A 17369-nucleotide genomic window follows, 5' to 3' on the forward strand; every position below is an offset into this window, starting at 1 on the left:
AAACGCGATTGTCGCATCCGTGGCCGGTGCCCGTCGCGGGCTCAGTCGTCGTGGTGCTCACTGCCGTGGGCCTTCCAGTAGCCGGTCGAGCGGATCCAGTCCTTCGGCACGCCCAGGTGACCCTCGATGTACTTGCGCATCATCCGGGCCCGGCGCGACTCGGCCGCGATCCAGTAGAAGGTGTCGCCCTCCGGTTCCTCGAAATCGGTCAGCACGTCTTCCAGCAGGGTGCTGCTGGCGGCGTCGAAGCCGTTGCGCTCCAGCCACGAGATGCGGATGCGGTCGTCCTCCGGCAGCTCCTGTCGGTCGCCGGATTCCGGGATCTCGATGTAGACGTCGGCGTTCGCGCCCTCCGGCAGCGTCTCCAGCCAGCGGCCGATCGCCGGCAGCGCGGTTTCATCGCCGATCAGCACGTAGGTGTCGAAGTCATCGGCGGTCATGTGCGAGCCGCGCGGGCCGCCGACGGCGATCGCATCGCCCGGCTGCGCGTTGGCGGCCCAGGTCGAAGCCAGGCCGTCGCCATGCATGACGAAGTCCAGCGCCAGCTCGTTGGTCTCCAGATCCCACCAGCGCGGGGTGTAATCGCGCGAGGGGGAGGGCGACTGGCCGTCCGGGTAGCGCGGGCCTTCCGGGGTCATCGTCGGGACCACGAACTGGCCCTCGGCGTTGGGGAAGAACAGCTTGACGTGGTCGTCCGGCGAGGGCGAATCGAAGCCTTCCAGCGCCTCGCCCCCGACGATCACCCGGCGCATGCACGGGCTGATCTCTTCGGTGCGCAGCACCTGCAGCGGGCGGAACTTCACGGTATGACGGAGCAGTCGGTTTTCATGCAGAGCCATGGGGAATACCTGGATCAGTGCCGCAGCGCGGCGTTGAGAGAGAAGGACCTGGCGGGCGGTGGCTGGCTGGGTCTGAAACGAAGAGGGAAGGTCAGCGGCCCTGCGCACGGATGTGCGCGGCGGCCTCGCGCAGCGCTTCGGCCACGGCGGCGGCGTTGTCGTCCTGCCAGCGGCCGTGGCACAGGCCCAGCGCGTGCTTGAGCTCGCGCAGCGCATCGCGCACGGACGGCGGCAGGTTGGCCTTGGTGATCGTGCGCGCGCTGTCGCGCACCCGGTGCACTGCGGCATCGACCTCGTCGCGCTGCGCCTCCAGCTCGGCCTGGCCCAGCGCGCTGAGCGCGTAGCGTTTGCGCCCACCGTCCTCGACCGCGCCGACCCAGCCGGCCGCCTCGAACTGCGCCAGTACCGGGTAGATCGAGCCGGCGCTGGGCGTGTAGACCCGCACGAACATGTCGCTGATCAGCTGGATCAGCTCATAGCCGTGGCGCGGCTGGTCGGCCAGCAGCGACAGCACCAGCAGGCGCAGATCGCCACGGCTGAGCGGCCGGGCGGTCAGCGGGCGGGCAGGGCGGTCGAGATCGCGCGGAGAGGTCATTTCGATATATCGAATGCAGTGACGGAACGATATATCGAAAACTCCCGTTCGGCCAGCCGCGGCGCACGCATGGCAGGGATGCGTTCAGGTGAATCCAGCGTGCGACGGTGCGTGCTTGTGATGGAACACTGCGCGCCTCCTGGCCGACGAACGCGGCCGATGATCCACGCCGACGCACGCTGGAACGCCTTCCCGCCGCGCACGATCCACGCCAATCGCCTCTGCCGCAGCGCCTGCGCTGTCCAGCGGTGTCCTGTTGACGCGCCGGTGTCATCGCCGCCGGGCAGGCTGAAATGCAGCGTGGAACCTTCAAGCGCGGCCCGCGCGCTGTCGCCTGCTGTCCTTCCGGACACGCCCGGATGGTTCCATACGCAACCGTAGCGAAGTAAGCAAACCCCTTGGTGCGCTACACTTTGCGGCTAGAAATCTAAAACAGTCGCGCGCGTGCGTGCGGTCATGGGAGCGCAAATGAACTGGTTGAACGAGGTGCTGAACAACGACCCGAATCCTGTGGAAACCCAGGAATGGATCGAGTCGCTGAAGGCCGTTATTGATGTCGAGGGCCCCGAGCGCGCGCATCAGCTGTTGGAAGGCATGGTGGAACTGACCCGTCGTTCGGGTGCTTACCTGCCGTTCTCTCCCACCACCGAGTACGTGAACACCATCGCGCCGACCCTGGAGGCCAAGAGCCCGGGCAACGCCGAACTGGAATGGCGCATTCGCTCCATCATCCGCTGGAACGCGATGGCGACCGTCGTGCGCGCCAACCGCAAGCCGGGCGACCTGGGCGGCCACATCGCCTCCTTCGCCTCCGGCGCCACGCTGTATGACGTGGGCTTCAACCACTTCTGGCGCGCCCCGAGCGAAGACCACCCGGGCGACCTGCTCTTCATCCAGGGCCACAGCGCCCCGGGCATCTATGCGCGTTCCTTCCTGGAAGGCCGCATCGACGAAGCCCAGCTGGACAAGTTCCGCATGGAAGTCGACGGCGGTGGCCTCTCCAGCTACCCGCATCCGTGGCTGATGCCGGATTACTGGCAGACCCCGACCGTGTCGATGGGCCTGGGCCCGCTCGCCGCGATCTACCAGGCGCAGTTCCTGCGTTACCTGGAAAACCGTGGCCTGATCGAGAAGTCCGACCGCAAGGTGTGGTGCTTCATCGGCGACGGCGAGAGCGATGAGCCGGAAACCCTCGGCGCGATCGCGCTGGCCGGCCGCGAAGGCCTGGACAACCTGATCTTCGTGGTCAACTGCAACCTGCAGCGCCTCGACGGCCCGGTGCGTGGCAACGGCAAGATCATCCAGGAACTGGAAGGGGTATTCCGTGGCGGCGGCTGGAATGTCATCAAGCTGCTGTGGGGCGGTTACTGGGATGCCCTGCTGGCCAAGGACACCAACGGCGTACTGCGCAAGCTGATGATGGAAACCGTCGACGGCGAATACCAGAACTGCAAGGCCTTCGGTGGCGCGTATACCCGCGAGCATTTCTTCGGCAAGTACCCGGAAACCGCTGCGATGGTCGCCGGCCTGTCCGACGACGATATCTGGCGCCTCAACCGTGGCGGCCACGATCCGCACAAGGTGTACGCCGCCTACCACCAGGCCGTGAACACCAAGGGCATGCCGACCGTGATCCTGGCCAAGACGGTCAAGGGCTACGGCATGGGCAGCGCGGGTGAAGCACTGAACCCGACTCACCAGACCAAGAAGCTGGACGACGATGCCGTCCGCCATTTCCGCGACCGCTTCAACATCCCGGTGACCGACGCACAGCTGGCCGATGGCCAGGTGCCGTTCTACCACCCGGGCCCGGATTCGCCGGAAGTGAAGTACCTGCAGGAACGCCGTGCTGCCCTGGGTGGTTACCTGCCGCAGCGCCGCCGCAAGGCGACCAAGAGCTTCAACGCACCGAAGCTGGAAAGCTACGAGCGCCTGCTGAAGTCCAGCGGCGAGCGCAGCTACTCCACCACCATGGCGTTCGTGCAGAGCCTCAACATCACCCTGCGCGACAAGGAACTGGGCCCGCACATCGTGCCGATCGTGGCCGACGAAGCCCGTACCTTCGGCATGGAAGGCCTGTTCCGCCAGATCGGCATCTACGCGCCGTTCGGCCAGAAGTACAAGCCGGTCGATGCGGACCAGCTGATGTTCTACCGCGAAGACCAGAGCGGCCAGGTGCTGCAGCAGGGCATCAGCGAGCCGGGCGCGATCAGCTCCTGGATGGCTGCCGGTACCAGCTACTCGGTCTCCAACGTGCCGATGCTGCCGTTCTACATCTACTACTCGATGTTCGGCTTCCAGCGCGTGGGCGACATCGCCTGGCAGGCCGCGGACATGCGTACCCGTGGCTTCCTGCTCGGCGGCACCGCCGGCCGCACCACGCTGAACGGTGAAGGCCTGCAGCACGAAGATGGCTTCAGCCATATCGTCGCCGGTGGCATCCCGAACGTGCGCAGCTATGACCCGACCTTCGGCTTCGAAGTGACGGTGATCCTGCAGCACGGCACCAAGGCCATGATGGAAGATCAGATTGATGAGTACTACTACATCACCCTGATGAACGAAAACTACACCCACCCGGAAATGCCGGAAGGCGCGGCCGAGGGCATCGTCAAGGGCATGTACCTGCTCACCGACGCCGGCAAGCCGAAGAAGGGCGAGCTGCGCGTGCAGCTGCTGGGTTCGGGCACCATCCTGCGTGAAGCCATTGCCGCGGCCGAGCTGCTCGACAAGGACTTCGGCGTGACCGCCGATATCTGGAGCTGCCCGAGCATCAACGAACTGCGCCGCGATGGTTTCGATGCCGAGCGCTACAACCGCTTCCACCCGGAAGCCGAGCCGCGCAAGGCCTACGTGACCGAGCTGCTGGAAGGCCGCCAGGGCCCGGCGATTGCCGCGACCGACTATGTGCGTGCGTATGCGGACCAGATCCGTGCGTTCGTGCCGATGTCGTACACGGTGCTGGGCACGGATGGCTTTGGTCGTTCGGATACCCGTGCGAACCTGCGTCGCTTCTTCGAGGTCGACCGGTACTACATCGCGCATGCCGCGATTGCAGCGCTGGCTAAGGAAGGAAAGATGACGGGTAAGGATGTTGCCCGGGCGATCAAGCAGTACAAGATTGATCCTGAGAAGGCTAATCCTGTTGGGGTTTGACCTTTCTAACGTATGAGATGGAAAGCAAAAGAGCCGCGTATGCGGCTCTTTTGCTAACAAGGGGCCGCATCACCCCATACGCATCGCTTGGCTCTGGGATTCACGAACGCGGGCGTCCAATTCCTGCTGCGTGGTCTGTGCCAACGCCTGCTGCTGCCGCTCCTGACCGGCGACGTCCAGCTGCCGCATGGACTGCTCCACCGGCGTCTGCACAGCGACATCGGTCGGCATTGAAGCGCGGCGATGCGCCGGGTCGGCCAGTTCGCCCTGGACAACAAAGACATTTCGGCCAGCAGGGCTATCTGCGGTCTGCGAACTCAGCAGCACGTGGTCGGCGCGTTCCAATCCATTCTGTCGCGCCAGCGCAACCACGCTCGCGGTCAGGCGCTCGCTGGTCTCGTCCGGAGTGCGACCTTGCTTGGCGTCGATGGCGGCAACGCCTTCGCGGACCTGCTGTATCAACGCGTAGTCCGGGTGGCCGGGGCCGATGTCGGCCAAGCGGGTAGGTGCTTGGCGCTCGCCCGGCACGCCATCAAGGGATGCGGTCATCGGGCTGCGGGTGATCGTACGGTACGGATCATCCTCATGGAACTGAGTGGCCTTCTGCTGGCGTTCCAGGCGCACGTCGCGCGCATCGTTCAGTTCGGCGATCCGGGCCGGATTGGTCTCTTCCCTCATAGAAAGGTGGCCGCCGCCGGTGCTCACATTGGCCCACTTTCGTTCGCCTTCGAAGTACATGGCGTAGTAGCTGTTGCCGCCGATCACGTTGGGGTTGGTCGAGGAGCGGCCTTCAAGAAACTGGGCGGCCTCCGTCGCGCCGAGCTTGGCCAGGTATTCCCCACCGTCCACCAAGCCCATTTGATCAATTGCGTCATATCCTGTCTTGCCCACACGGATTGCGCCGACGTAGTCGTTGTCGAGCATGTTCGTCCAGATCTGCTCGAGCTTTTGAGGTCCGCTCTTCTCGAGGGCGGCCTGCAGCAGGACACGGGGCGTCCAGCAGTTGGGATCCAGCTCGTGAAGGTCAAACGCGCGGTCATGCGCTCTCATGACATCCTTACCAGGGAGGTTCAGCGCCTTGTCAGGCTGCTTCTGTTCCATCCAGTAGCTGCGGAGTTCAAGGTCCTGCTTGAGCAGCGTTTGCCCAAAGTCCTCCCACTGGCGCTCACTAAGCTCGGCATTGGGGTGACGCGAACCACTGTCGTGCTGAGTCTTTGCATGGTCCTGTGCATAGGTGTTTGCCACCCGGCCGGGCAGGCTATCATTGCGAACCACGCCCAGTGCGAGCGTGCCATAGCCGTCCGCGCCCGGCAGCTGAGAGAGGTAATTCCAGTACAGCTCCCGGTTTCCGGCGTCCGCATAGCTGCTCAAAATTCTGATGTCGCGCTGAGTCAATCCACTCATTTACTACTCCCTGTAGATGCTTGATTCACTTGGCCTTGCTGCTGGCCAAGAGGTCACGCACTGCGTCTTCCATGCGCTTCCAGTCTTTCAGGAATGCTCGCTTGTAGTTCAGGGTGATCGAAAGTTTGTTCTCAACATCCGAGAAGTAGTGGACGCAACCAGCGGCTACTGAGCCCTCTTCATGGATGACCTGCTGACCCTCCAGCCGTACACCATCGCTGCGGAATTTGGTGCTGTCGCACTTGATGAAGGTCGTGAGGTTGCCGTTCGGACCGCGTGCAACGTACCAGTCATCCTCGAAACCCGGATTGCGGGTATGCGACTTGCGGTAGCGGGCTTCGTATTGCTCTGAGTACACGGCCATCTTCGCTTCGTCGATGGCGTAGGGAGTCAGCCCCATCGTCTCAGGCTGGGCGACGCGCAGGTCCAGGCGATCCTTGGGATTTCCACGCTCCACCGAGTCAGCCTCGGTGACAGCCTCATTGGAAGACAGCCGTTCCAGTGAGGTTTCAATGGGAGCGCTGTCGATGTAATCGATAGAGACCGCGATCTCCTTGCGGAAGTCATTCGTCCGGGGATTTGCCCGAGCGCCTGGCGCAGTGGGCTTCATGTCCGGCCACTCAAGGATCAGGCTCACACCTCCACCGGGCCAAGGCGCAATCTGGCTATCCAGGTAGTTGGCCGGGATGCGGAAGGTATTCGGCCCAAGCTCTACGTCGACCGATGCATCGGTGTAGGTGTGCCCATTGATGGTTCGACCGGTTTCAGTTGCTTCCGACATCTTCGAGTTCCCTTTCTGATCTGTAGGCGGCGTTCGTGCACAGGCGCTGGCGCTCAGGACAACGGCGAGTGCAGCCGTGAGGCACCGCCCGGATGACATCACGCTCATGGGCCATTCCATTGCATTGGATGGGGCAACTATAGAGGAGGTGCCGGTAGGGCTCCAGCTGGTCTCGAGGTGTTGAACGCACGTGAAGAATGCGCATGCAAAATTCAAGAGGATACGGTTCGAGAGATTGTCGTGCCGCTGAGGTCAGGTGAACGGGTTAACAGAATGCGCCGCTTCTCAGGTGGTACGGTCTGCAGCAAGCAACTGACATCGGTTGGTACCTGCACAAAAGGGTAGAAGCGCATGAAAACACCAACAGCCGCATGCATCCTGCTTTTGATCGCCACTCGCTTGGGTGCGGCAGAGCCACCTGCGCCACCACTGAACGCCGCCGTGAAGCGCGTGACGTCTTCAGAGGCCGTCGACGAGGCAGAAGCAAGCCGGCGCATCGCTGAGAGAAGGGCGCTGGCGCCCGTGAACGCGGCGCTGGTGCAGGAGTTCGGCGACCGTTACGCAGGGCGCGTGATCACGCGGGATCCCCTGGGGATGACAGTGCGCATGAAAGGCGCCGGCGCCGTGCCTGGCCGCATCGTGGCCACAGCGATGGGGCCTGCCCAAGTGCGGTTTGTACCGGGGGTACGGCATTCAAGCAAGGACCTGCAGCAGATCGTTGCGTCCAACCGATTGCGGTCCTACTTTCCCAACGCTGGCGGGATGGGCGTGAACGCTGCAGAGGGCCGCATCGACATTGGTGTTGTGGATCCAGACACCCTCAAGGCATACCGCGCGCGCCAGGCCGAAGTGGAAAAGGCGCTAGGCGTCCACCTTCATTTCAAGCGCTCTGCGGAGGTGCGGCTGTAGCGACTCCAAACCGCAAGGCGCCAAACAGGCGTGGATCCGGGTCTTCCCACTGGCAGTAGGACGGCAATGACCGCACGCAGACCTCCCCGGCCTGCTACCATCCCTGCGCCATAGCCAGCCTTCCCTTGCGCAGTAGTAGCATGGGGCGGCCGTTGTACGACGGCCCCGCGAGCCAGGACACCCCGTGCCCATTCAAGGAAGCTCGCATGCACCCGCGTACCCTCATCCGTTCTGCCACCCTGGCCCTGGCCATTTCCCTCACGCTTGGCGTGCCCGCCGCCTTCGCTGACGCATCGGCCACCGCATCGGCCACCGCCGCCGTGCAGCGCAAGGCCGTCGCTCAGGGCCTGTACGAGCTCGCCTTCAGCCCCAAGCAGAACGCCGTGTTCGTCGCCTCCTCGGGCGGCTTCGGTGATGCCGCCGGTCCGTCCCAGGTCCTGCGCCTGAACCCGGAAACCCTGGCCGTCGAAACCGCCATCCCGCTGGAGCGCAAGGCGTTCGGTGTGGTGCTGGACGATGCCAACAACCGCCTCTACGTCGGCAACACCGTCGATACCTCGGTCACCGTGGTCGACACCGCCACGAACAAGTCCGTTGGCATCGTGCAGCTGATGGAGAAGAAGGTCGGCAAGGATGGCAAGGCCGCCTACACCCACGATTTGCGCGAGTTGGTCGTCGATGGCGCCAACAACCGTCTGTACGTCACCGGCCACTCGGGTGAGGGCAGCGTGCTGTTCGTGGTGGACACGAAGTCGCTGAAGGTCATCAACACCATTCCGGGCCTGGGCAATGCCAAGGCGCCGGGTCTGGCGCTGGATGCCAAGGCCAAGCGCGTCTACACGTCCAACCTGCTGGCCGAGGTCGTCACTGTCGGCACCGACAGCGGCAAGGTCGAGCAGCGCTTCAAGGTCAGTGCGGAGCAGCCGATGAACATCGCGCTGGACCCGGCCGGCAAGCGCCTGTTCGTGACCGACCAGGGCTCGGAGATGATTCGCAAGTACCAGGCCAGCAGCTCGGGCTTCGAATCGAAGCACCCGGGCCAGCGTGTGCTGGTGCTGGACCGCACCACCGGCAAGGAACTGGCCAGCATCCCGACCGACGCCGGCCCGCTGGGCATCCTCCTGGACGCACCGCGCAAGCGCCTGTACGTGACCAACCGCGATGGCGGCACCGTGACCGCGTACAACAGCGACACCTACAAGCAGGTGGCGACGTACGCGCTGCCGACGCACCCGAACAGCCTGGCGCTGGATGCCAAGAAGAACGTGCTCTACGTGACCGTCAAGAACGGTGACAGCGAGCCGAGGGGCAGTGAAGAGTCTGTTGTTCGGATTGCGCTTTAACAGGGCATAGCTACATGCCGCCCGGTGACTATCCGGGCGGCTTCTTCTGGCTGTACCGCGTGTTTCAGCTAAATAATCATAGCCTTCTGCGACGTCAAGCCTGCGTCGCAGGTGGGTCGCACACGTTCTCTAAAAGTCTCTCGACTACGCTGCTACACGCTGTCGCACTTCCTTTACCGCTGCGCATAGGCGATCGGTGATCGGCGTGTGGCAGTGGTGGAGCATCGTTAGCTTACTGAGCGCGCGCGTCATCGCGACATAGACCAACTTAGCCTCTTGTGCGAGTTCCTCTCCGGATAGGTCTCTGCGCGCGCCTACATCGCACAGCGATGGAAGAAACACTGATTCGAATTCAAGCCCCTTACTCGCATGCATCGTCATCACCGTGATCGCCGGTGCTTCAGCCAATTGAACTCTCGTGCTGCTGTCTGTCATCAACCGGACAGGAAGGCCACCCTTATCCAGTTGCTTTGCGATCAGGTTTCCCACGGCCCTCGTTCGGCAGAGAACACCGAACTCACTTGGGCACGAACCATCTGCAATCGCACCAGCAATTCGCTCGCCAATGATCTTCGACTCCTCCCAGATCGTCGATGCGGACACCAACTCAGGGACAGGCCCTCGCCGACCCGCGCTCTCAGGAGCAATCACTGGCACGTGATCATCATCAGCGTCCTGTGCTGTGAGTAGCTCATTCGCGAAGATCCTCGCGGTGGAAAGTACTTCAAGGGTATTTCTGTAGTTGAGTCGGAGGATCGTGGTTCTGCCCTTCGCTTGAATGCCGACGCTGGCAAATGAGAACTTCTTTCGCCCACCGCCATAGATGGTCTGCGCGTCGTCATACAGCAGCAAAAGTGAGTTTGAGTCGGGGTCGATCATCTGGGTGACCAGCTTCAGCCACTCTGGCTCGAAATCATGACCCTCATCAATCAAAACGGCCGAGTACTGCGCTCTAGGAATCGCCCTGCTCTCGACACCTGCGCTAACGGCCTTGACCATTTCGCGTAGCCATGCATGCGGATCGTCGTTGCTGCGCGGACGGGGAACTCCATACGCGCCGAGCTGATCGAGGCACCAACCGTGGAAGTTCCGGACAGTGATACGGCCATCCATGCGATAGACAGCAAGCTGCTGGGCTAGGCGACTGGCAAGTGCTTTGTTGTAGCAAAGTACCAGGATAGGCTTAGAGTAGCGCTTTGCCAGTTCAACGCAGCGATACCCCAGGATCATGGTTTTTCCTGATCCCGCTACGCCGTGGATCACCCTATGCCCATCGCCCAGGGACCGGGCTAGTTGTTCCTGCTGCAGGTCCATGATGCGCATCAGATCAGGGACAACCAACGGTGAATCCAAACGCTGACCCGCCTCGAAAAGTGAGCCCTGGATTGGCGGTCTGATGCGGAACTCTGGGAATAGATGCCATCGGATCCTATCGATCTGAGGAAGGGTGAGTGAGCAGCGGAAGTGGATAGAGAACATGTCCTATAGTCGATTCTGAAACGCTTCGCTATCACTGGTCTCGGTCATCTCGTCGCGGCAGATGACCGTATGCTCAGGAATCCAGTTTCCGAGCCCCGCGGCCTCAAATTGGCTGCGAGTGATCATCGAGAGTACGACGCCAAAAGCCCAAGGCACTAGCGTTTGGCCCTGCCGATGTGCTCCCACCGGATGACGTAGCTGCGGGTCACCCTGCAGGAGATTGTTGATCTCTATTGCACATTCCCTGGCCTGGCGTAGCGGATTGGTGGTTTTTTTAGGCCCCAGGTCCGTACTGATAACCGCGTGAGAGCTATTCAGATCGAGGAGTGTCTCTATCCTCCAGTCTTTCACCTCGAGGACCAGAACGCCGCGTGATGGATGGACTAAAACGAAGTCAGGGCGCCTTTGAGTGGGTCCAATTGGAACGTCGAACCAGCACAGATAGTCATCATCTAGCTTCTGCTCTAGACGCTCAGAGAATCGCTTTTCACCTGCCGTCATTCTGGCAAGACAACTACTGCGTTGTGGAATCAACTTGGCCATGGTGTGCACGAGTCCTTGTGGTCCACCTGCGACGAAACTCGTTCGCATACCGACGGGCCTACACAACTATATCGGCCGCCTGTCAGAAAAGCTGAGAGCCACTTGTCAGACTTCGAGAGCATTGCGGTGCCGCCACGCGGAATGGTGTCAAACACGACAATAGCTAGTTACTATCGTAAGTCGACCCGTCAATAGGCGGGGTAACGACTTAAGAGATAGGAACAGGGATGAACTATTGGTGGGTTAACCAGAATAAGACCTTCAAGATCGCGCTGAACGGTGGCTACTTGTGGTCACCTAAGCAGCGGAGAGACGGCGGCCGGAGTGAGTTCTACGACAACATGACGAAGGTCCAGCCGGGTGACATCGTCTTTTCGTTCGTGGACACCTACATCCAAGCACTGGCGGTTGTCGTGGAACCGCATAAGAGCCGAGATAAGCCTGCGGAGTTCAAGACGGCGGATCCCAATTGGACGGAAAATGGTTGGTACGTAAAGGTCGATTACACCTTGCTGGAGAACAAGGTGCGACCCCGTGATCATATGGCTATCCTGGCTCCCCTGCTGCCTGGCAAGTACTCGCCCCTTCAGTCCAATGGAGATGCGAACCAGGTGTACCTGGCTCATATCTCCCCCTCCTTGGCTAAAGCGCTCCTTTCCCTTATAGGTGAAGAAGGTGACGAGAAGCTCGCCGAGGCAGCAGCAAACGCGATTTGTCAGGACAAGAATCTGACGGTCACGGAGAAGGAGCAGCTGATCAAGGCCCGTAGGGGACAAGGTCTATTCCGCCGCCGCGTGAGCGCAACCGAAGTTCGTTGTCGTGTCACTGGTGTAGACGACGAGCGATTTCTGACGGCGAGTCACATCAAGCCTTGGTCGAAAAGTGACAATGAAGCGCGGCTTGACGGCAACAACGGGCTGATGCTCTCGCCTCACATTGATCGACTGTTCGACAAGGGGTACATCTCCTTCGACGATCTCGGCGCGTTGCTCATTAGCGTCCAACTACCTGCAGAGGTCAAGGACAAGTGGAATCTGGCTAAGGTCGCGGTTGCGAGGTCCCTATCCGAGCAGCAACGGCTCTACATGGCCTATCACCGCAGAGAGATCCTACGGAAATAGTCGCCTGCTGATAGGCGTTGCCAGCGCTGCAGAATTTGAAACGGCTGGAGAGCCGCAAAGCAATCCTCCTTCCAGGCCGCCGTCAATCTCCAATTGGACGGCGGCTGTAGCCTAGCATTGTGGTTCTTCCGCGCTACCGGGATAGGCATTTCACTATTAATGCTAAACCGCAGCCGATCATGCTAGCCGTGGGGCGGATCATGACGCTCTCTATCAACTACAGAGTGTCCTGCAGCTGGCTGCATACTCGTACGTACGGCACAAGCTATTCACCCACAGGATTCTCTCCATGCTTGTATAAGCGGTTAGCATACGAAGCGGAGCAGATCTCGTTACCCACTTGCCATGTCCGACATCTAATTGAATGATTGCGCCGTGGTATGGTCTCCTGATCATTTAGGGGCTGCGCTACAGTGACCATGGATAGGTCGTCTGCTAGGGGATAGACATGACGGATAAAGTGAAGCGTATTGCAGAATTGTATGAAATTGCTCGGAAATCTCGTGACTTCGAAATATCTCAGCTAGTTCAACGAAACAACTTCTTCATGATCTTTCAGGGAGTGCTCCTCGCGGGCTTGGCACAAGCGAGTGCTTCCGTGACAGCGAAGCCGATCGTCAGCTTCTGCTTGTGTTTGGCAGGGGTGCTTATATCGGTCTTGCAAGTCGGGATGGCCGCAGGTGCTAAATTCTGGCAGGAACGCTGGGAGGACGCAGTTGAGCGCGTCGAAAGGCAGCTGTTGCTCGCGTTGCGAGGCGGAAGCAGTGAATGCAAGGGTGCTTGTTGCAATGGCTCTGAAAGTAATGGAACTACTGCAGAGATAATTGACCTGTATGCTGAAAGCGAGGAAAAGATCAATGAGATCGTAAGGAAGCGGATGGGGAACAAGCGTGTCGCATGGCTGGTGAACAAGCGTTTCTCGACCAGTAGAATTCCTATCTACGCAGCGCTTTCACTTGTTGTTGTTTGGGGGATTTTGCTTGCATGCACGGTAAGTGGTCCACTCTCCGTTCCGTCTTGGATTCGAGGGTTCTAGGCTCTCGGTATGACGTCATTTTTTCTACGGGCACAGGGATAGGCAGCCCCACATCGCTGTAATTTATGGTGCCCCCAATCTGCAAAGCACCAGCGCAACACTTCGGGCGCCTCTACAATTTCTTCGAAGCTCCGGGCTGACCAGCGTGCTCCCGCCGCACGTAATACCCCCGCCCCTCCCCAAACACCACACTCAACGCCGCCACCTTCCCGAACGCATCCCGATGGAACTCAATCTCCAGCCCATCGATATCCGGTGACACGAACCGATTCGGCGACACCGGCAGCACGCGCCCATCGCGGTTCGTGCCAGCCACACCCACCCGCACCTCCCCATCAGCCACCTTCACCTGCAGCGCGGGCACATCGAAGATGTCCGCCAACGCGCGGCGCTGCGCCATCGGCACGCTGTCGTCCTGCTCGAACACCCCGGCATAGTCCGCATACCGCGGCTCGCGCAGGTCCAGCGCAACCGTGCGCACGGCAGGATTCACCCCACGCCCGATCGCATCCGACAGTGCATTGCGGATCTCCGTCGCCAGCGCGGCGCCATTCTCGCCATTGGTAAGAATCACGAAGCCGTCGCCCGTCTCCAGATAGCCCTCGATCCACGCCCGGTAACTGTCGTTGGAGCCGCCATGGTGGAAGATCCGGGTCTGCCCGGCACCGTTCAGGCGCGGGCCAAGGCCGTGCCAGCTCGGCGAGACCTCGGTCATCATGTCGGTCGCGATGGGGTGCGGCAGGAAGTCGCCCTGGCCACGGTAGCTGGCCGTAAGAGCAGCCACGAAAGCAGCCAGGTCGTTGGCGCTGGTCCACAGGCCGGATGCGCCCTGTTCGGGGAACGACTGCCAGCCGCGCGGCAGGGCGGTGAGCTTGCCTTCGCCGTCATGCGCTTTGGCGATGTTGTCGGTGTTGGAGGGTGGATCGGTGAAACGACTGCGCTGCATATGCAGTGGCTCGAAGACCTGCCTGCGTGCGAGCGTGTCCAACGGCTGGCCGGTCACATCTTCGAGCACGCGCTGTTCGACCATCACGCCGCCACCGGAGTAATCGCCCCGCTCGCCGGGCGGATGGATCAGGCGCACGGGTTTGTTTCTGGCCGGGGCGATGCCGTCCAGTGTCTGCAGCAGGGTGGGCAGCGGTTCGCCGGGCAGGTAGTCGGCGAAACCATGCACGCCCAGCCCGGCGGTGTGCGACATGAGCATGCGCAGGGTCAGCTGCGGTGCCGGCACCGACGGGGTAGCCGGGACTTTCCAGCTGCGCAGATACGTCGCGATGTCCTGGTCCAGTGCGAGGGTGCCATCGGCGACAAGTCGCAGCGATGTGGCGGCCGTAACCACCTTGCTGACCGAACCGACCGAGAACAGTGTGTCGGCATTCACGGCAGCCTGGGTGCCCGCCTCGCGTGTGCCGTAGCCGGCGCTGTGCACGAGCTTGCCGCCGCGCAGGACAGCAATCGAAACACCAGGAACATGGTGCTGGGCCATGCGTTCCTGCAGCGACCAGTGCGGCGGCGCTGCGTTGGCCGGCACCACGGTGGGGCGCAGGCCGGTGGCGAGTGCCGCGCGGATCATCGCGTCTTCGCGGTCCGCCGCCGCCGCGGGGCCGACAAGCAGCAGTACCAGCGCGGCACACAGCGACGCGCGCAGCAGGCCGATCTGAACGCTGCGGGTTCGCGAATGCAGGGGTGCCTGCGGAGTGGATGCGTAAGCCATGCGATACCTCATGAGGGGGCGATGCGCGAAAGACAGGCGTGCGCGTGCACGCCGCAGTGAGGGGCGATACGGTGCAGCGAAGGAAGGCATTGCAGGGTGGGCGATGGCCTCGGGGGCCATCGCACGGATCAGCGTCACCCGTGGGTAGTGCTGCCGGTCAGTGCCGGCCGGCGATCGCACCACGCTGGGTGAGGTAATCGCGGACGCGCTCGTTGCGCGCCTGGTTCAGCGGCGAACGCCACTGTCCCTGATCGGCGACCACGCCCAGGTTGACGTCGGCGCCGTGCTGGACCAGATAAGCGACGGTGTCGACGTCGCCAGAGCGGGCCGCGTTGATCAGCGGGGTTTCGTCGTAGGCGACGATGCGGTTGACGTCGGCCCCGGCGCCGACCAGGCGCTCGACCACGGGCAGATGACCGCGACGTGCCGCAGCGATCAACGGATTGCCATCGCCGCGCGAGGCCAGGTCGGGCTGCGCGCCGAGGACGAGCAGGGCGTCGACCATCGCGAGTTCGCCTTGCTTGGCGGCGATGATCAGCGCGGTGCCGTCGCCGCTGACCTGTGTATCCACGGCAACCCCCGCCTTGACCAGCTGCTGCACGCGGGAGATGTCGCCATTGCCGGCAGCGCTGAGCAGCTGCTCGGCCTGAGGCGAGGCGCTACGCGGCGCGGCGGCAGGCGCGTCTTCGACAAGGATGACGGCCTTGCCCAAGCGCGGCGTGGCTGCAACTGTGACGCCAACGTGCGCGACCAATGCAAGTGCACACAGGGCGCCCCAGCCAAGGCGCGTCGTCCAGCGGGCAGGGCGTGTATCCAGGGTGAGCAGCCCATCGATGCGCTGGCGCAGCCCAGTGCGGGTGGCGGACATGGCCACGGCCAAGGGCACACTGCGATCGCGCTGCTGGATCAGTCCGGCGATGCCCGTCAGCAGGGAGTCGGCATAGCTACGGCCACTACCGCTGCGCAGTGCGGCACGCTCGTCGCACGCCATCTCGCGGGCGAGATCCAGGCGGCGGCCCAGCAGGCGCAGGAGCGGGCTCCACCAGTACACGGCGAGCAGTGCGCGCTGTGCGGCGCAGATCCACAGATCGTGCCGACGGATATGCGCGGCTTCATGCAGCAGCAGATCGCGCAGCGCGGCCGGCGGCAGGGTCGATGCCATCGTGGTCGGCACCAGAATGCGCGGCGACCACAGGCCGACCACCATCGGGCCGGGGGCACGGTCGGACAGCGCAATGCCGGCACCGGACGGCAGCTCCCCGCGCAGCAGTGACTCCAACGCGGGCGCAGGCCGCGCGCTGCGATGCAGGCGACGCGCCTGCCAGGCGCCTTGGCCCAGTCGGCCCAGCCCCCACAGCGTGCCGAGCAGCCAGATCACCACGACGCCGTGCAGCAGGGTCGGTGTGGTGGTGGAGGTAGTCATCGCGTGGGCAACGTCGGCCGGTTTCGGCGCGATAACCTGCACCGCGCTGTTCGCGGCGGGCGGCGACACGGTCTGCTGCGCGACGGAAATCGGCGCCGGCGCACTGCGCGGCAGCAGGACCAGCAGCGGTGACGCCGCCGCCAGCACGAAGGCCGCGCACAACGCCCAGGAGCGCGCTTCCGCACTGAGCCGGCTTCGCCCCAGCACGAGTGCGGCCAGTGCGAACAGCAGGGCGCTGTGCCAGAGGTGTTGCACGGCCATCGTCGCCAGGGCCTGGGTCCAATGCACGGTCATTTGGGCGTCCTCGAGGGAGATGCGTCATCCACGCGCTGCTGCAGGGCCTTGAGCTCGTCAGCGTCCATGTCGTGCTCATCGATCAGGTGCTGGGCCAGCACACTGGGCGAATCGTTGAAGAAGGATTTGAGCAGATTCTCCAGCGCCTGCCTGCGCGCTTCGCTGCGGGTGATGGCGGCGCTGTAGATGAAGGCGCGCCCCTCGCTGCGATGGTGGACCAGTCCCTTCTTGTCCAGCACCTTGAACATGGTCAGCACGGTCGTATACGCGACCGGCTTCTTCCTGGACAGCTCATCGGTGACCTCACGCACGGACGCCTCCTTCTTCTTCCAGAGCACCTCCAGAATGCGGCGTTCGGCGTCGGTCAGGGCGGGCGAGACGGGGCGGGCCATGGCTGTCTACTGGTTCGTTAGTTGATGGCCGCATCGTGCGCCCGCCGGATCGGCAGTGTCAACTATGTAATTAGTAATGGGTCGCTGGCAGCCCTCTACGGGTCTGCGTGGCGACGCAGCAGCGCACAGCTGGCACACCGTTCGGTCAACGGGATCTGCCGTAGTGCGGCGCTCAACGCTGCGCGGGACGCGGGGTGTGCACCGAGCCCATGCAGCAGCAACGTAATGGCGAGCCCGCAACAGGCTGCGTCGGGCGGCATGGGCGCCGCGCGGGTGGCAACGTCCGGCGTGATCTCATGACAGTCCATGTACCGGTTCCCAGCGTCGACGATGCCCCTCG

General features: G+C 62.6%; 15 protein-coding genes. 5 read left to right on the forward strand and 10 right to left on the reverse strand.

Going from position 1 to position 17369, the window contains the following annotated elements:
- Positions 1-41: 41 nt before the first annotated feature.
- The 3 genes from ABE424_RS11685 to ABE424_RS11695 form a co-directional block, all read right to left on the reverse strand.
- On the reverse strand, positions 42-839 hold the full coding sequence (locus tag ABE424_RS11685; RefSeq protein ID WP_346491777.1) for a siderophore-interacting protein: 798 nt from the start codon (positions 837-839) through the stop codon (positions 42-44).
- 91 nt (positions 840-930) lie between these two features.
- Positions 931-1434, reverse strand: coding sequence for a PadR family transcriptional regulator (locus tag ABE424_RS11690; RefSeq protein ID WP_176990507.1), 504 nt, complete (start codon positions 1432-1434; stop codon positions 931-933).
- On the reverse strand, positions 1431-1787 hold the full coding sequence (locus ABE424_RS11695; RefSeq protein WP_346491778.1) for a hypothetical protein: 357 nt from the start codon (positions 1785-1787) through the stop codon (positions 1431-1433). Before ABE424_RS11695 ends, ABE424_RS11690 begins: the two co-directional genes overlap by 4 nt.
- A 115-nt stretch (positions 1788-1902) precedes the next feature.
- Between ABE424_RS11695 and aceE the strand changes: the two genes are divergently transcribed.
- On the forward strand, positions 1903-4590 hold the full coding sequence (gene aceE, locus ABE424_RS11700; RefSeq protein WP_123731337.1) for a pyruvate dehydrogenase (acetyl-transferring), homodimeric type: 2688 nt from the start codon (positions 1903-1905) through the stop codon (positions 4588-4590).
- A gap of 69 nt (positions 4591-4659) precedes the next feature.
- Here aceE and ABE424_RS11705 read toward each other — a convergent pair whose 3' ends face one another.
- Both ABE424_RS11705 and ABE424_RS11710 read right to left on the reverse strand, forming a co-directional pair.
- Positions 4660-5994, reverse strand: coding sequence for an XVIPCD domain-containing protein (locus ABE424_RS11705; protein WP_346491779.1), 1335 nt, complete (start codon positions 5992-5994; stop codon positions 4660-4662).
- A 25-nt stretch (positions 5995-6019) separates the two neighbouring features.
- Positions 6020-6883 carry a hypothetical protein gene (locus ABE424_RS11710; RefSeq protein ID WP_346491780.1) on the reverse strand — a complete coding sequence of 288 codons (864 nt, stop codon included), beginning with the start codon at positions 6881-6883 and terminating at the stop codon, positions 6020-6022.
- Positions 6884-7126: 243 nt separating this feature from the next.
- On the opposite strand from ABE424_RS11710, the gene ABE424_RS11715 reads away from it, so the two are divergent.
- Positions 7127-7684: a hypothetical protein gene (locus tag ABE424_RS11715; RefSeq protein ID WP_346491781.1), complete on the forward strand. Its 558-nt coding sequence runs from the start codon at positions 7127-7129 to the stop codon at positions 7682-7684.
- Positions 7685-7890: 206 nt separating this feature from the next.
- Positions 7891-9027 carry a YncE family protein gene (locus tag ABE424_RS11720; RefSeq protein ID WP_346491782.1) on the forward strand — a complete coding sequence of 379 codons (1137 nt, stop codon included), beginning with the start codon at positions 7891-7893 and terminating at the stop codon, positions 9025-9027.
- A 144-nt stretch (positions 9028-9171) separates the two neighbouring features.
- Here the strand turns inward: ABE424_RS11720 and ABE424_RS11725 are convergent, their stop codons facing one another.
- Positions 9172-10506 carry a 3'-5' exonuclease gene (locus ABE424_RS11725; protein WP_346491783.1) on the reverse strand — a complete coding sequence of 445 codons (1335 nt, stop codon included), beginning with the start codon at positions 10504-10506 and terminating at the stop codon, positions 9172-9174.
- 3 nt (positions 10507-10509) lie between these two features.
- Positions 10510-11049 (reverse strand): nuclease-related domain-containing protein, encoded by a 540-nt coding sequence (locus tag ABE424_RS11730; protein ID WP_346491784.1) that lies wholly within the window; start codon positions 11047-11049, stop codon positions 10510-10512.
- A 227-nt stretch (positions 11050-11276) separates the two neighbouring features.
- Here ABE424_RS11730 and ABE424_RS11735 point away from each other — a divergent pair, with 227 nt between their 5' ends.
- Complete coding sequence (locus tag ABE424_RS11735; RefSeq protein WP_346491785.1) at positions 11277-12170, forward strand: HNH endonuclease; 894 nt, start codon at positions 11277-11279, stop codon at positions 12168-12170.
- 448 nt (positions 12171-12618) lie between these two features.
- Positions 12619-13206: a hypothetical protein gene (locus ABE424_RS11740; RefSeq protein ID WP_346491786.1), complete on the forward strand. Its 588-nt coding sequence runs from the start codon at positions 12619-12621 to the stop codon at positions 13204-13206.
- A gap of 112 nt (positions 13207-13318) precedes the next feature.
- On the opposite strand, the gene ABE424_RS11745 is transcribed toward ABE424_RS11740, so the two are convergent.
- The 3 genes from ABE424_RS11745 to ABE424_RS11755 all read right to left on the reverse strand — a co-directional run bounded on the left by ABE424_RS11745 (position 13319) and on the right by ABE424_RS11755 (position 17029).
- Entirely contained in the window at positions 13319-14920 is a 1602-nt protein-coding gene (locus tag ABE424_RS11745; RefSeq protein WP_346491787.1) for a serine hydrolase domain-containing protein, read from the reverse strand.
- A gap of 157 nt (positions 14921-15077) precedes the next feature.
- Positions 15078-16637, reverse strand: a complete 1560-nt coding sequence (locus ABE424_RS11750) for a M56 family metallopeptidase (protein WP_346491788.1) — start codon at positions 16635-16637, stop codon at positions 15078-15080.
- The gene (locus ABE424_RS11755) at positions 16634-17029 is read right to left on the reverse strand and encodes a BlaI/MecI/CopY family transcriptional regulator (protein ID WP_296336573.1); all 396 of its coding nucleotides are present in this window, start codon (positions 17027-17029) and stop codon (positions 16634-16636) included. The genes ABE424_RS11750 and ABE424_RS11755 overlap by 4 nt, the downstream gene beginning before the upstream one ends.
- Between the last annotated feature and the right edge of the window lie 340 nt (positions 17030-17369).

The sequence above is a fragment of the Stenotrophomonas sp. TWI1149 genome (assembly GCF_039673155.1).
Lineage (GTDB): Bacteria > Pseudomonadota > Gammaproteobacteria > Xanthomonadales > Xanthomonadaceae > Stenotrophomonas > Stenotrophomonas maltophilia_AA.